The organism is Fundidesulfovibrio butyratiphilus, assembly GCF_054657235.1.
On sequence record NZ_BAAHXA010000003.1, the window covers coordinates 409,975 to 424,901 of the forward strand.

The 14,927-nt window shown below is 56.6% G+C and carries 15 protein-coding genes and 1 other RNA gene; 3 read left to right on the forward strand and 13 right to left on the reverse strand.

Translation table 11 applies throughout. From position 1 onward, the window contains the following. Positions 1–392 precede the first annotated feature (392 nt). From ACYQ01_RS17940 to ACYQ01_RS17950, 3 genes are all read left to right on the forward strand, one after another. Positions 393–623, forward strand: coding sequence for a FeoA family protein (locus tag ACYQ01_RS17940; RefSeq protein WP_459935189.1), 231 nt, complete (start codon positions 393–395; stop codon positions 621–623). Then, positions 623–2,809 carry a ferrous iron transport protein B gene (feoB, locus tag ACYQ01_RS17945; RefSeq protein ID WP_459935190.1) on the forward strand — a complete coding sequence of 729 codons (2,187 nt, stop codon included), beginning with the start codon at positions 623–625 and terminating at the stop codon, positions 2,807–2,809. Before ACYQ01_RS17940 ends, feoB begins: the two co-directional genes overlap by 1 nt. A 552-nt stretch (positions 2,810–3,361) precedes the next feature. Continuing rightward, positions 3,362–6,091, forward strand: coding sequence for a TrlF family AAA-like ATPase (locus ACYQ01_RS17950; RefSeq protein WP_459935191.1), 2,730 nt, complete (start codon positions 3,362–3,364; stop codon positions 6,089–6,091). Positions 6,092–6,278: 187 nt separating this feature from the next. On the opposite strand, the gene ACYQ01_RS17955 is transcribed toward ACYQ01_RS17950, so the two are convergent. From ACYQ01_RS17955 to ACYQ01_RS18015, 13 genes are all read right to left on the reverse strand, one after another. Further along, positions 6,279–6,455 (reverse strand): HI1506-related protein, encoded by a 177-nt coding sequence (locus ACYQ01_RS17955; protein ID WP_459935192.1) that lies wholly within the window; start codon positions 6,453–6,455, stop codon positions 6,279–6,281. Between the two features lie 8 nt (positions 6,456–6,463). Beyond that, positions 6,464–7,369: a Mu-like prophage major head subunit gpT family protein gene (locus ACYQ01_RS17960; RefSeq protein ID WP_459935193.1), complete on the reverse strand. Its 906-nt coding sequence runs from the start codon at positions 7,367–7,369 to the stop codon at positions 6,464–6,466. Continuing rightward, positions 7,370–8,257 (reverse strand): phage protease, encoded by an 888-nt coding sequence (locus tag ACYQ01_RS17965; RefSeq protein ID WP_459935194.1) that lies wholly within the window; start codon positions 8,255–8,257, stop codon positions 7,370–7,372. Positions 8,258–8,266: 9 nt separating this feature from the next. After that, on the reverse strand, positions 8,267–8,761 hold the full coding sequence (locus ACYQ01_RS17970; protein WP_459935195.1) for a Mor transcription activator family protein: 495 nt from the start codon (positions 8,759–8,761) through the stop codon (positions 8,267–8,269). A gap of 76 nt (positions 8,762–8,837) precedes the next feature. Then, positions 8,838–9,422: a phage protein GemA/Gp16 family protein gene (locus ACYQ01_RS17975; RefSeq protein WP_459935196.1), complete on the reverse strand. Its 585-nt coding sequence runs from the start codon at positions 9,420–9,422 to the stop codon at positions 8,838–8,840. A 17-nt stretch (positions 9,423–9,439) separates the two neighbouring features. Further along, an RNA gene (locus tag ACYQ01_RS17980) (hammerhead ribozyme type II) lies at positions 9,440–9,502 on the reverse strand. Between the two features lie 3 nt (positions 9,503–9,505). Next, a complete protein-coding gene (locus ACYQ01_RS17985) occupies positions 9,506–10,138 on the reverse strand; it encodes a hypothetical protein (protein WP_459935197.1) in 633 nt (210 codons plus the stop codon). A gap of 146 nt (positions 10,139–10,284) precedes the next feature. Continuing rightward, positions 10,285–10,575, reverse strand: a complete 291-nt coding sequence (locus tag ACYQ01_RS17990; RefSeq protein WP_459935198.1) for a hypothetical protein — start codon at positions 10,573–10,575, stop codon at positions 10,285–10,287. Positions 10,576–10,933: 358 nt separating this feature from the next. Then, positions 10,934–11,719 (reverse strand): AAA family ATPase, encoded by a 786-nt coding sequence (locus ACYQ01_RS17995; RefSeq protein ID WP_459935199.1) that lies wholly within the window; start codon positions 11,717–11,719, stop codon positions 10,934–10,936. A 28-nt stretch (positions 11,720–11,747) separates the two neighbouring features. Then, a complete protein-coding gene (locus ACYQ01_RS18000) occupies positions 11,748–13,847 on the reverse strand; it encodes a Mu transposase C-terminal domain-containing protein (protein WP_459935200.1) in 2,100 nt (699 codons plus the stop codon). Beyond that, complete coding sequence (locus tag ACYQ01_RS18005; protein WP_459935201.1) at positions 13,847–14,248, reverse strand: hypothetical protein; 402 nt, start codon at positions 14,246–14,248, stop codon at positions 13,847–13,849. The genes ACYQ01_RS18000 and ACYQ01_RS18005 overlap by 1 nt, the downstream gene beginning before the upstream one ends. Next, positions 14,248–14,484, reverse strand: coding sequence for a helix-turn-helix domain-containing protein (locus tag ACYQ01_RS18010; protein WP_459935202.1), 237 nt, complete (start codon positions 14,482–14,484; stop codon positions 14,248–14,250). Before ACYQ01_RS18010 ends, ACYQ01_RS18005 begins: the two co-directional genes overlap by 1 nt. Next, positions 14,481–14,921 carry a hypothetical protein gene (locus ACYQ01_RS18015; protein ID WP_459935203.1) on the reverse strand — a complete coding sequence of 147 codons (441 nt, stop codon included), beginning with the start codon at positions 14,919–14,921 and terminating at the stop codon, positions 14,481–14,483. The genes ACYQ01_RS18010 and ACYQ01_RS18015 overlap by 4 nt, the downstream gene beginning before the upstream one ends. Between the last annotated feature and the right edge of the window lie 6 nt (positions 14,922–14,927).

Consider the following 14,927-nt stretch of genomic DNA (forward strand, 5'->3'; position numbering starts at 1 on the left):
CGAACGCCCTGCATCCCGGTTTCGAGCCGGAATCGGCGCCTTCCGGGCGCTCCCGGCCAACACCGCGCAAGTGTCGCGTCCTTGAAAAACATGCCTCTGTTTTCCAAGGCTAAAAATAATAATTTCCGTTTAGTATCCACAAAATGCGTCTACGCGTATCTTGTGGATGCCACCCGAGGGCTCAACGACCCGGGAAAAAAGAAGCGAAACGGTATGCGTTTCATATTGACATTGATATTCACTCTCACTAATTCCCCCTAACGCACCCGAACCGTCTTGCGCCGCGCCCCGCGGCGTTGCACTATGGCGGTGGCGCGGTCGCCTTCGACAAGGGACGCGAACGCCTCCCCGGGCTTTGACGCCCCAAACGACCGCGAGAAGGAGACTCGAAGATGGAAATGTCCCTGCGCCTGTTGCGCGTCAACCAGAAGGCGCTCATCCGCGCGGTCACGGCCAGCGGCGAGATGGGCCGACGCATCCGCGACATGGGCTTGGTGCCCGGCGCGCAGGTCATGGTGGTGGGCCGCGCCCCTCTCGAAGATCCGGTGGCCCTGCGTTTGAAAGGATTCACCCTGTCGCTTCGCAACAACGAGGCCGACTTCATCACCGTGGAGACGCTCTAGTGCCCCAAGCCATCCGCGTGGCCATGTCCGGCCAGCCCAACTGCGGCAAAAGCACCATGTTCAACGCCATCACCGGCGGCACCGCCCGGGTGGGCAACTACCCGGGCATAACCGTGGACCGACTCGAAGGCGTGTACCGCGACGGCGACAACGTCATCCAACTGGTGGACCTGCCGGGCACGTATTCCCTGACCTCGTATTCCATGGAAGAGCTCGTGGCGCGCAACGTCATCGTCGAGGAGCACCCGGACGTGGTCATCAACATGATCGACGCCACCGCGCTGGAGCGCAGCCTCTACCTGGCGGTGCAACTCATGGAGATCGGCGCGCCCCTGGTGTTGGGTCTCAACATGATGGACGAAGTGCGCCGACAAGGCTTTTCCATCGACGTGGCCAAACTTTCCGGCTTGTTGGGAGCGGCCGTGGTGCCGTGCGTGGCCCGGGTCGGCCAAGGGCGGCGGCAACTCATGCGAGCCGTGGTGGAAACCCACGCCAAACGCCAGGGCGCATGGAAACCCATCCGGCTGTCCTACGGCCCGGACCTCGATCCCATCATCGACCGTATGGCGGCCCTCATCGAGGAAACCGGCTTTCTCGCCGGGCGTTACGACTCGCGTTGGGTGGCCGTAAAATACCTGGAAAACGACGAACAGGTCATGACCGAAGGACTGGCCGCGGGAGACACCTCGGGCAAACTCGAGGACCTCTGCCGCCAGGCCGAGGAAATCACCCGCCACAACAGCGCCGCCACCCCGGACGCAATCATCGCCGACTGGCGATACGGGTTCATCAGCGGCTTGTTGCGACAAGGCGTGATCACCGGGGGCGACGACATGCGCCGCACCAACTCCGACGCCATCGACAAGGTGGTCACCCACCGTCTGCTCGGCCCCGTGCTCATGCTGGCCGTGCTCTGGGCCATGTTCCAGGTCACCTTCAGCCTGGGCGCCTACCCGAAGGACTGGCTCACCGCCGGCTTCGACATGCTGGCCGAGCTGGCCCGCACCGTCATCCCGGCAGGTCATGTCCAATCGCTGGTGGTTTCCGGTATCATCGGCGGCGTGGGCGCGGTCATGAGCTTCACGCCGCTTATCTGCATCATGTTCGCCATGCTCGTGTTTCTCGAAGACCTGGGCTACATGGCCCGCGTGGCCTACATGATGGACCGGGTGCTGCGCATGTTCGGGCTGCACGGCATGTCGGTCATGCCGCTCATCATGTCCGGCGGCATTCCGGGCGGATGCGCCGTGCCCGGAGTCATGAGCGCGCGCACTCTGCGCAGTCCGCGCGAACGCCTGGCCACCATCCTCACCGCTCCCTTCATGGTCTGCGGGGCCAAGACCACGGCCTATCTCATGCTCGTGGCGGCCTTTTTCCCGGACGACCCCACCCGGGCCATGTTCCTGCTCGTCCTGGCCTCCTGGGCCTTCGTGCTCCTGGTGTCGCGCCTGCTGCGCTGGACCGTGATCAAAGGAGAAAGCACCCCCTTTGTCATGGAAATCCCCCCGTATCGGCTGCCCACCTTTCGCGGAGTCTTGATCCATACCCTCGAACGGGTCTGGCAGTACATCAAGAAGGCCGGAACCGTGATCCTGGCCGTGTCCGTGGTCATGTGGGCGGTCATGACCTTTCCCGAGCCGCCCGAGTCCACCATGGCCCAGTTCGACCGGCAACGGGAACAAGCCGCCGAAACCGTGCGCGCCCAACACCCCGACGCGTCGGAAAAAGATCTGGCCAAACTCACCGCCCAAGCCCAAGCCGCCGTGGACAACCTGAAAAACGAAACCGCCCTGCAACACTCCCTGGCCGGTCAGGTGGGACAGGCCTTGCGCCCCCTCACCGACCAGGCGGGCTTCCCCTGGCAAGCCAACATCGCCCTGATCGGAGCCTTCGCCGCCAAGGAAATCTTCGTCTCCACCCTGGCCACGGCCTACTCCATGGGCGAAGTCAAGGCCGACGCCGCCGACTCGCTCTCCCAACGCCTGGCCGCCGACCCGGCCTGGGGACTGCCCTCGGTGCTGGCCGTCTTCGTCTTCATGCTCCTCTACACCCCCTGCATGGTCACCGTGATCACCATCGCCCGCGAGTCCAACTGGAAATGGGCCGCCTTCTCCGTCGTGGGCAGCCTGTGCTTCGCCTTCCTCATGGCCGTCGCCACCTACCGAATCACAGGGCTCTTCGTTTGAAGCAAAGATTGAAGGGCAAGGGATAAGAAGAGGAAGAGAAAGAAGAAGCCTGGGGAGGGGAGTGTAAGGTGGTGTGCAATTCGGCACTAATTCGTGCTTGATTTGGCACGCCCCCTTGCAAACGACTGACTCGTTCACATTCGTCGTCAGGGAAGAAACAAATCTTGCGAAAGAAAGGGGGTGGACGGCGAGGCCCCCTTTCCACTTTCGTGGCAACCTCGCATGGCGCTCCGGGCTATGCCCGTGCTACGGCCAGGGGAATTGCACCGTGTCGCGTCCACCGATGCCCGTGTAAGCAAAGCGCCCGGCAGAATCAACGGGGCAAGGCGATTCTGCCGAGGGTGATGGCGGATGGCGAGGCCTCCCACCCGCTTTCTCGCGGAAACCTCGCATGGCGCTCCAGGCGGTTGCCTGTGCTACGGCAAGGAGATTATCATCTTTGCTGCATTACTTTTTGTATGGTAAACAGTACGCGTTTGAGTACGATTACTATGCACACTGTCTATATCCGTTATCTTTACTGGAAGACATTGTTCGCAAAAAGGGGGGGCAATGGATAACTATGTTAAATGGAGAAAATGTGACTTTCACATTCATTCTAATGCTTCAATTGGTGACAGCCATATGTCGATTGAAGAAATTGTCGACAAGGCGATTGAGCAAGGTTTGAATTTAATTGCCTTGACGGATCACAACAACGTATCAAACATTGACAGTTTTATGTCCTACGCGAGAAAGAAAGGGATAAGTGCACTTCCAGGCGTTGAATTGAAAACCGAAGCGGGGAGACCGCCTGTACACATAATTGTACTTTTCCCAGAAAAATGTGATCAAAAATATATATCTGAAAATTTTCTACTTCCGTTGGGATTGTCCGAAGAAAATATATGCAAAATTGGCAAAGAAGCTTTGAATTCAAAAGGCACTCGTGATAACCACTACAGTCGTGGACTTCTTGAAAAAGCTGTTAACTTTAGAGAAGCAGCAGATATTGCGCATAAATTGAGCGGGATAGTCATTGCTCATGCAGGAGACAAAGCAGGTTCCTTTGAAAAAATTCCCCACCCGTCGGGTAATGCAGACGAAAATGATGTATGGGCATCTTTAGGCGCAGAAAAATCCATCTTGATGAAAGAATGCATTGACGTTTGCGAAATTCATACATTTAAGGCAAAGAATGTTGAGTTTTATTTAAATCAATTTAACAAGCCAACGATAGTTTGTTCAGACGCACATAGTAAAGAGCTAGTCGGAAGCCGGTATACATGGATAAAAATGGATACGGTTGACTTTGACGGATTACAGCAAATCTTGTACGAACCTGACGCCAGAATAAGATACGACACACCAGCCCAAGACAATTACTACTACATAAAGCGAATATCAGTTGACAACGGATACTTCAAAGGCCTCAGCATGGAATTTAGTCCAGACCTTAATACTATAATAGGAGGAAACAGCACTGGAAAATCTGTACTTATTGATTGTATAAGGTTCTGCACTGCTAACTATCCTGACAAAAGCAACTTACAAGAGTTTTATAATAGGATTTATAGCTTGATCAGGGTCGGAAGCAAGATCACATTGACGATTGCCAAACAAGGCGATGACGAGTTTTGTATTGAGCGCACCCTGTCTATGGCTAAGACAAATTTTGGGAGTCAACCAGAAGACTCAAGTTCTTCTCCACGCTTTATTACTTCAGACGACAATGTTAAATCGTTTTGCATTGAAGCATATAGCCAAGGAGAACTTGCGCAAATTGTCCACAAGAAGGATAAGTTGATTAAAATACTTGACGGCCTTGGCGATTATGCAGACGTCTTGATGTATGTCGATGAGCTGATGGTTGAGGTCAGAGAAAACACTAGAAAAATTATTCATCATGCAAACGTGGCTGAAAGACTATCCGAATCCATTCACATTCGTAATGATCTTATAACTAAAATCAATGAAACCAGGGAAAAAGTAACTAGCCCTTTGGTTGATGAATTTCAAAAGTGGCAGTATGAAAAAACGCTTCTTGATGTTTTCGAGACTAATGTCTCTAAAGCTCGCAATGAAGCGGCAACATTTTTTAATGTTCTAGAGAAGGCTCTATCCTTTGAGGTTGATAAAACTAAAGTTATCAACTCTGACTTTGTTGACGCTTTAACTGGATTTAACACTGAAATTAGGTCACTTATTGCCGGCTTAAAACAATCTTTTGATTCAAAACTCGACACATTACCTGGAGAAATATCTAATCTTTCTAAAAAGCTGGGGTGGGGCGATGCGTTCACGAGCAAAGAGAATGACTATAAAACGTATTTAAAGGAAAATTCTATAGAAAATGTTCAGATCGATATTGCCAACATTGCAAAATGGGAAACAAAAGTGATGGATGTTGACAAAACTATTGTTCCGCAATTTAACTGTGCAACTTCTATAATTAAACGTTTAATTTCTGCTCGATCCTGTTTGTTGCAAGACTTGTCAACAACACGAGGTGAGTTAAGCAATAAAAGATTCGAAAACATAGAGGCTCAAAAAAAATTTTTGCCGCATATTGAGTTTTCCATAGGCGATATTGATTACAGCGAGTTTTATAATTTCTGCAATTCTACGCTTTCAGGGTTGGGCATTAAAAAGTTTGCTGAACAAATCGATCGTTTGGCAACAAGCAAGCTAACGCCAGAAGATTTAATTAAATACGTCAAGCAAAAAGATGTTAAGGGTTTGGCGGGCAGAACCAATATTACAGAAAATACTGCATCAATTATAATATCATACTTCACTAGAGAAATTGCGCAATTACAATTTAGTTTTTCAGAGCAGCTTTTACAGCTTGAAGGGATGGTGTTTGAGCCAACAGTCGAACTTTATATAATGAGCAGAGAAGACAAGGCAAAAAACGATTTTAATAGGTTGTCTCCAGGGAAAAGGTGTAGCTATATGTTGTCAATTTTGCTTGGCTCGAACAGTTGTCCTGTTGTAATTGACCAGCCAGAGGACAATTTAGATTCTGAATTCATGACTGAAATTATAAACTCAATTCGAGCAAACAAAGGAAACCGACAATTCATTATCGTAACACATAACCAAAACATTACGGTTCTTGGGGATAGCGAAAAAATAATTAAAGTTGCAAAAGACGAGGCACATGATTCATCTGACCGAGGTAAAATATTATCGACAGGTGGTGTCGAGAGAAGTTCAGTGCGCGCAGGGATTTTGTCACTTGAAGGAGGCCGAACGGCATTTATAAAGCGGGCAAAAAAATATGGGCTAGCTTGTGCCTAATTGCTTACATTGTTTGGACGCGACACGGTGATATTCTCTCTGCCGTAGCACGGGCACAGCCCGGAGCGTCATGTGGGGTTTCCGCGAAAGCGGCCGAGAGGCCCCACCGTCCAACAAGGGAACCCGGCGGAACATGTTTGCGCATGATGCCGCCGGGTTCTTCTTGTTTTGGCCCTCTTTCGCCGCGTTAGGGGTTCTCTTCGGGAACGATTTCCACCGAAAGGTCAGGGTCCGCCTGAAGTGCGGCAAGTCCCTTTCGTGACAGGGTGCGCGCGTCGATCTCTACGGCTTCCGAGCCGAACCGCCTGCCGGACCTGTGGTGCCCGCCCTTCAGCGAGCGTATGCGAAGGGTTGTACTGTCCATGGCGCTTCCTACGACAGCCACGGGGTGACCAGCACTTCGCACAAGCCCTTGTTGGGGTTGTCCGCGCCGTTCGCCAGGCGTTCGGACAGGGCCACTTCAAACGCCTTCACGCGCAGCACGGGCGGGACCACCAGCAGCGTGGGCCGAATGCCCAGAGGACGCCCGCCGTCAGCCTTGTACGTCGCCATGGCGCCATAGGCCGCGTTGAAGTTTTCGGAGTTCAGGGGCAGGCGCGAACAGAAAGCCATCTGCCAGAAGCCAAAGCCGGCGTTGCAGCGGTAGCGGATGCCGAATTGATATTCATCTTTCGTGAAGACGGTTTCGTCATCAAGGTTGGTTCGAGTGGTCAGCTCGGGCTTTGTCCGCTCCTGGAAAATGAACGGCTTGAGCGCCCGTGAATCGTCGAGAAGATACCACGCGGGCTCGGTTCCGGCCGCGTAGTTGGCGACCGCGACCGGCTCGCCGGTTCCGTCCACATTGGGATAGACCGGGTGGTCCACGTCGAAGAACGGTTGCCCGTCGTAGCAGGAAAGCGCGCCGCCTTGGGCCATCAGGCCGAAAACCTGTTCATCGGGAAAGACCTTGGCCGCGCGTCCCATCTCTTCGAACAGGGGCTTGTAAATGCCGACCTGGTCGTCTTCGATATCCGTGCGGCGCAGTCCAACGGTGGACTCATACGTCTTGTTGCTGATGCTGTACCCGTGCGCCTTCATGTCGCGCACAACGCGTTCCCCGACCCACTCGCGGAACTGCGGGAACTGTCCAAGCCAGCCGAAGACGGTTTCCCTGGTTGTCGACGGAATCAGCGTGGCCACCTTTTTCCAGTCCGAAGGCGTCGCGCCGAAGGCTGTTTGGTATTCGCGGCGGAACCCGGTAAAGAGCGCGCTGACCAGCGCGGAAGTGACGATTGCCATTTACAGGGCCTCCTTGCGGGCGAAGTACTCCGCCTCGGTCATTCCCAGCAGGTGAGCCGCCTGTTTCTCGGAAACCGTCAAGGCGGCCACCTGGGTGGGATTGTCCAGCATGACCAGGCGGCGCTTGTCTTCCAGAAAGCCCGCGTCGGTCTGGCCAAAAAGCCGCGCGACTTGCTGTTCGTCCGCCGTCAAGGCGACCGCGCCGCAGTCCTTCTTGGAAGCCGCCACGACAGGACGAATCTTGTCGAGAAAGGCCCGAAGCTGTTGCGGCTGTTCATTGCCCAGCGCCATGGCCCAGCCTTCCAGGGCCTTGGGTAGAACGCCCTCGGCAATGGCCGTGCGCACCAGGTCAACCGATGCGGCCTTGCCGTCGAAGCTCTGGGAAGCGGCCACGGCCATAAGACCGTCGAGGGCCGGCGTATTGGTCAGTCCGGCGTTGACAAGCCGCCTGACCGCGCCCGTCACCTGGTCGAACTCGAAAAGCGGACTGATGTAGCGGTATTCGCCGGAGTTGATGAGCCCTCGGGCGCGTTCGGTCCACTCGACCTTGGCGAAGAGGCCCTGGCCGGGAAAGTAGGCGAGCGCCTGAATCCATCCCGCAGCCGGGGCCGGCTGGCCGTTTTCCCGCGCCCTGATGCTCTGGTGGTCATAGTCCACCACGGGCCGGGCCTGGCGAATATCCACGTCCTCAATGATGGCCGGGGCTATCGTGGCGTCCATGAACCAGGTCTTTGCCTGGCATCCTTCCATGTTGCCGGGCCGGCCATCGCTTGCCGAAAACGCCCCCTCCGGGAAGAGTTGCACGTTGTAGCCCGAAGGCGACCCGCTCGGGTCCGGGGCAAGCTGAAGAGCCAGCGAGGCCATGAGTAGGCCTTGATTGTGTGTCATTTTCGACTCCTAGTTGGTTTTCGAGGGCACGGACCGGGCCGGCGCTCTTGTGGCGCTCTCGTGTTGGACGGCGCGGCGTCTCTTTCTTTCAGCGGTAACGGCCGCAGGGTCCGTGCCCTTGAGAATCGACCAGATGTTTCGATCCGAAAAACCATGACGCCGGGCGAGCGTGTTGACGGCTTTGCTCGCGCTGGACTTGAGAAGTTCCTCTTCATACTCCAGGCAAATAGCGATGTTGCGATGCAGCAGGTAGGTCTTGTGTCGTTTTGGTATGTACAGGTCGTTCCCACAAAAGACCTGAACAAATTTTTCTGTCGCTTCCCTGCCAATGACGCTTTCGATTTCATCCGGCCACGCTTTCTTCCCCTGTGGAACGGCTATCGTTACCCCGGCGAAATGCCTGACAAGCTGGAGAGCCGCCTTTTGTCCGATATGCTGGATGATCTCGGACAAAACGCCTTCTCTCGCCTCAAGACTGGTGTGAACGCCTTCATCTTGATTCATGAAAAACCGATAGCTTCACCTCGCTGCACGCGCGAGGTGAAGCCCTTCACTTTACAATCGGTGATGAAAGAGAATGCTAGCGGGCGGAAGCCGTCTTCCGCTTTTTTGACAGCGTGGCGACACGCTTCATAAGAACGGCAATGACAGATTGAAGCTGGTCGCGGGAGGCGTATTCAAGCCTCTCAAGTCCGGTTTGACGTTTCAGAATGCCCGACGCGTAGGCCCATGGCATGAAACGGCCTTCCAGGCGGCCCAAGTCGGCAAGAAGAGCCTCGATCTTGCCCATGTAGGGCTCCCGGCCCTGGCCGGTTTCGTCGTGGTCCACCGTATGGGGAGCCTGTTGGCGCTTTCTGGTGTTGGGGCCGCGTCCCGGCTTCCAACCGATGGTTTTGAAGTAGTCCACCAGGGCTTGAAGGCTGCGGGTATCCAGCTCGCCCGAAGACGCGACTTTGCACCGGGTGTCGAGAACGGCGCGGTATTCCCCTTCGGTCAGCCCGAGTTGCTTGCGGGCTATGTGAACCTTGGCCAGAAGGGCGCGGCGGGCCTCTTCGGCCTGGCGGTCCTCGCACGCCTTGCGGGACTGGCCGGAGCGCTCGTTTCGGCGCATGCGCCGGGCCTTCATTTCTCCAAGAGCCTTGGGCATTTCCAGTATGACCGCCATGTACGCCCCCTGTGTTTGTTCGGCTGCTCGTCAGGGCCTGGCCGCACGCCAGACCGACCGCCCAAAGGGCGGTTTCGCTTGAACTAGAAACGCAGGAAATAGGCCTCTTCCACGGGAACGCCCTCCCAGTCCATGCGGAGCTTGGGAATCCTGGACAGGGAGCCTTCGCCCCAATATCCCCCGTGAGGCCTGGGGGCTTCGGAGAAGGCGTAGCTTCCGTTATTGAAGCACAGGTGGCGCATCTCCCGCACGGTTTCCGCCAGGGTTCGCGCGGCTTCGTTGTAGGTGTTGGCCAACACCCCGGCCTTGATCCGAACGATTTCCCGTTCGTGCTCCTCCAAATCGGACGCAAGGGCCGCCAGGTAGGCTTCGCAGCCCTCAACCGCCTTCCGATACGCCGCCTCCTGGTCTTCCAGCAGGCTCTTTTCCTTGGCCATCTCGCGCAAGTCCCGCTCGCTCTGTTCGATCCTGGCCGTGATCTTCGCGTGGTCTTGGCCCTTGGCAAGGGCTTCCTGCCGTTCAAGGCGCAGGGCCGCCACTTCCTCTTCCTTGGCTCCCAGCGCGGCCAGCCTTTCGCGGGCGGACTCCAGGGCCGCTTGACGCCCGACCCAACCTAACCTCGCGGTCTCGATTGTCCTCTTATGCCGCTCTTTGTCGCCAAGGGCCTTCTGGAGCGCTTCAGGCGTGCAGGCTTCCAGCTTCTTGTCAGGCTTCATGAGTCCTCCATGTCGATCTTCGTGTTTGGCCGCCCTTCGCCTGCCCTGGCATGGCGTTAGCGGGCCGTTAGATTTGTTCAGGTTGAAAGAAGCGGCTTGTTCGCGGGTCAAGGGCCGTCCGGCCAGTTCCCGGCGTCTCCTACCGCCTAATTAGACACCCGCCCCTCGACACCGGTAGCGCACCCCGGCGTGACGCCAAGGTGCTCCAGGCCGCTGGGGTCCCTCTGGAGTGCCGCCGTCAGAGCTGTCGCGGCGTCTTCGAGGTCATCGCACAGATGCTCCATGATGAGGAACACGCCCACGTTGGCGCTCTCGGAGAACTCATCACTGCTCTTGCCAATGGCCTCCCCGACGAAGGACAGCACATTGCGGGCGTTGAAAATGGCGTCGAGATGATCCCTTGTGGATTTTGCCTTGGCTTTCATCCTGTCCAACATTTTCCCTCCCTACGCCTGAACGCCAGACGCCATTGTAGCGCGGGCTTCCGTTGTTCCATTAGTGCCGTGTATACTTTGAAGCGCGTCCCTGGAGTTCGAAAGCTTTTCTTTGACCCCTCGGATAACGACCTCCATTCCAATGGAAGCCTGGGGAGAATATGCCCCGGCAACAACCATCAGTTCTTCAAGGAGCTGTAGCACCGCGACCGATTCGGATATTGTGTTGACATGATCCAAAGCCGGATTGTTTCTGCACGTTTCTTCCAATGCCCCCCCCCTGTGGTTGACCGCCCCGGAGTGTCCAGACGGGGCTTGTTTCAAATCTCGTTGGCGTATGATACAGACCGCGCCGGTTCATTCAGCGCACTCCCACCACCGCGCGGACCGCGCGCACCGGACGGGGCGGGGCCTTTGGCGGCTGGACAGCCTTCGGCGAGCAGCTTCGCCAGTCATATGACAAGGCCGCTCCTTCCAGGTCCGCCACTTCCACGCGATCCAGGCCGTTGAGCGCTGCCACGCGTTCAATGGCGGCAATCACGTTGAGGGCTTCGCGCATTCGTCCCCCGGAAATGCGGTGCACTTCCGACATGAGGCCTTCCGACATGCCGATGTCGGCAAGCTCTTCGCAGGCCTGGCGCACGTCCGCCAGCGTGGCGGGCCGGAACTCCACCACTTGCGCGATGCGGCTGAAAATCTGTTGGTGTCTGGCGATTTTCTTGCGAATGCTGTCCATGCCCACCAGCACCACCATGGTTTTCGCGTGGTCGGAAAAGTCGCGGACCTTCTCCAGCACGGCGGCCTTGTAGTGCAAAGTGAACTCGGCTTCGTCGATGACCAGGGGAACCCCGCTCCCGGACAAACGGTCCAGCAGATTGGAAAACAGGGAGCAGGAAGCGCCGTCAGGGTCCATGCCCAAGGCCTTGGCCAGTTCCGTGAGGAAATAGCGTGGCGTCCAATCGACCTTGGCGCGCAAATACAGGGCGTTCGCCTCGGAAGCCCAATGCTTGACCACCTGGCTTTTCCCGGAACCGGGGAGCCCGTACACCAGCATCATCCCGGCTTCGGACGCGCCTCGACGCTCCACGGCCTGTATCGCCTGGATAAACTTTGCGTAATTCTCCGTTTTTACGAACCGCTTGCGCATCGTCTTGCCTCCTTGCCGCACATGTTCTCTAACCGCAGGCCGAAATGCCGGACCATGCGAGACCACGAGCAGCGTAATAGGGCTGAAGGTCTTTGTATTCCTCGCCTGAAATGTACTTTTGAATCCAGTCATGATCTTTTTCGATCCAACGGTCATGATTTGCTACGAGCCAGATATAGCGCTCTCTTTCGCTTTGAAAGATCGGACGTTTTAAGCTTGTGATAATTTTGCATCCATTGTTGTCATCGCATGCACTTTCAACTTCTGCGTTTTGGCAATCTATCGTTATCGGTTCTGGAATCTGTCGCGTGATGGAATCGGCAAGAAGGGTGTAGGTGGGCGGCGATTCGGGAACCTGCACGGTGGCTCCTGGGACGATGCGTTCGATCTTTTTCACCTGGCGGGCCACCATACCCTTGTCCCGGCGCTCGCGACCGGCTTCGACTTGTGACATGGGCAGATAGTCCATGGCGTTGTCGTCAAGCTTGGCCATGCAAATCTTCTCGCCCTTGATTGTCCAGCAATACACATGCGAGGCGTCCCAAATGTCGTAGCGAACTTCCACTTTCTCGCCGTGAAAGTCTTCAAGCTCTTTGGCGAAATACTGGTTATTGTGGAGTTGCACCCATCCGTTGGACACGCTCCGCAGCCTACCGGGCATGAAAAGCTCTCCCTTGTAGGCGTCCGGCACGAGAAGAGGCGCGAAACCGCGCGTGATGAAGCTGTTCCAATATTCGTCAGGGCTCAAATGGCGGCGTTTTCCGGTAGCAGCGTCCACAACTTTGGGAAGCGCCCTATGCGGCCTGGCGTTGTATCGCTCCACCTCTTGAACAATGACTTGCTTGAGTTCGTCAAAGGTGGGCAGAAATTTGGACTTCCCTTGGGCATCTACATCCTTCCTGTTGAGCTTGTAGATTTTCTTCGCTGCATCACGGTCCATATCGGCGTGCGAGCACGTCACAAACCGTTTGGCGGCGGACATGAACAAAGTCTGTACGGCGCGTTCCATGAGCCCCTTGCCCTGCGGACGATTGGGAATGGAATTGATCATCTCGATATCCAGGCGGGCCATCATGCCCAGGCCCTCGCCGGAAATCAGATCGTTTTTATACCCAGGCCCGTTGTCCGTGTAGAAATAGCAGGGGATGCCGCCGAACAGGCAGGCCATGCGCAAGGCGTCCAGCACCACGAGGGCGTTTTCGTTTTCACCCAACGAAAGACCCACGCACCGACGTGTGGCCACGTCAATGACCGCCGTCGCCTCGGGTTTGAAGGGCTGGCCGTGCAGAGGGTGCTGAAATTCCGCGTCGAAGGTGGTGCCGTCGGCCGTGTAGATGTCGCCGGGCCAAAGCTCGTCCGTCTTGCGGTGCTTGTGCAGCCGCAGCTTGAGCAGGGCGTTGCCTGTGCGCCGGCCGGCCTCGCGGCTCGGCATGGCCATCTTTTTGAGCCAGTAGCGCACAGCGTCGATAGTCGGCGCTTTTCCGGTCCACTCGGCGGCGAAATCTTCGTACGCCCTGGTCAGAGCGGGCTTCTGGGGCCGCTGATAGTGGGCCAGAAACGCCGGAGCCCATTCGGGAACGCGCATGTCAGGACACCGATGGCGAGGAGCGAGCGCCATCTCACCGCCTTCGGTGAACTTGGCGCACCAGTCGTAAAGCCTACGACGCGAAAGCCCCCGGTGCGCGCCCGAACCGAAGCGGTCGTTGGCCACGTGGACAAGTTCAGCCAGTCCAGGGGCCAGGGAACCGTCCGCCAACGCCTTGAGCAGGCTACGGATGGCCTTCTCCTTGCCCACCAGCGCGGTGGCGCGCTCAATCTCGCGCACGAAGACCAGCCGGGCCAGGGCAGTTTTGCGCTGGCGCGCGGTGAGACCGGGAAGAGAGGCGGCGGCGGGGATTGCCGGCGCGGAAGAGGTGATGGCGGGCGCATCCTGGCTCAGGAACGCGGCCGCGATAGCGTCACGGGTGGCGGCGGGCATGGAAGCCAGCAGCCACTCGTTGCCGCCGCCGCGCCCCTGGCGCTTGCGGGCCTGCCAAGATTCGCGCTTGGCTCGGGAACCTAGAGCCTGCCGGCTGATCCCCCAAAGCTCGGCAAGTTCTTTCGTCGCATATGCGTCCCGCGCGTTCATTACGCAGCCGCCCGCGCTTGCACCGCTTCACCCCAGGCAAAGTTGATGTGGGCGACCTTGGCCAATGGAATCAGTCGGCTGGTGAACTTGACATGCCCATTGACATCAGGGAGAGAGTAGTCCGCCAGGTAAAGGTCCTGCCCTTCGCACGCCAGGTAAGTAAATTCCTCATAGGGCGAGCCTAGGCACGTCGGGAAAGCGAAGCCGAAGCCATCCTGGAGCGTCACGCCCACCACAACTCTTCCGTCAACCGAACGTTGCAATGCCCCTTCAGCCCTGCGGCGAATAAATTCACCGTCAATACGCTTCGTTTCGCAACGCCTTATACAATCATAGCCTTGATAATCAAAAATGCTGTCTATTACACATTGCAAACGTTCGAAGAGGAACTTGGCATTCATTACATCACCTCCCGCTTCTTCAAGTTCTCCGGTAGATCAAGGTATTTGTCAGGGCATCCCATGTCCCGCAGCTTGGTCAGCGCCTTCTGATTGTTGCGCACCCCACGGGCGGTATCGCTCATCAACTGCCTGCTGACCCCTATTTCCTGTCCCACGTCCGACAGGCTTAACCCTCTCTCCTCAAGCCATTCACGGATGCGCCATGGCTTGCGGTTTTTCCCAGCCCGCACTCTCATTTCAATCCCTCCAAAATTTCCTCTTCCAGGCGGCGCTTGGCTTTGGCTTTCGCCTTGCTTTCTATGCAGGCTCGACCGTAGTCCCGTAGCCGCCTATCTTCAGGCGTCATTACATCCAGGCCGAGCGGACGAAGCATCGCCCGCAACGCGCCTTGGTCCCTCGTCGCCATACAGAAGGCCAACACAGCCATAATTGATGGCGGATGGTCGCGGTCAGATGGCGACAACCACTTGTCCAGGGTATCCTTGCTGATTGACTTGGTATTTCCAGAAGTCAGTCGCACGTTGGCGTTTCTCGCCACGGCATTCAGATGGTCCACCAGCAACTTGCGGCCTTCTTCACTCGCCCCTGCGGCGGTGTTCATCGCCGCGCGGACAGCCGAAACAACGCCCGCCAGGGCATTGGCGTCGTTTTCGAAGAGGGATAGTTGCCGCATGATCCA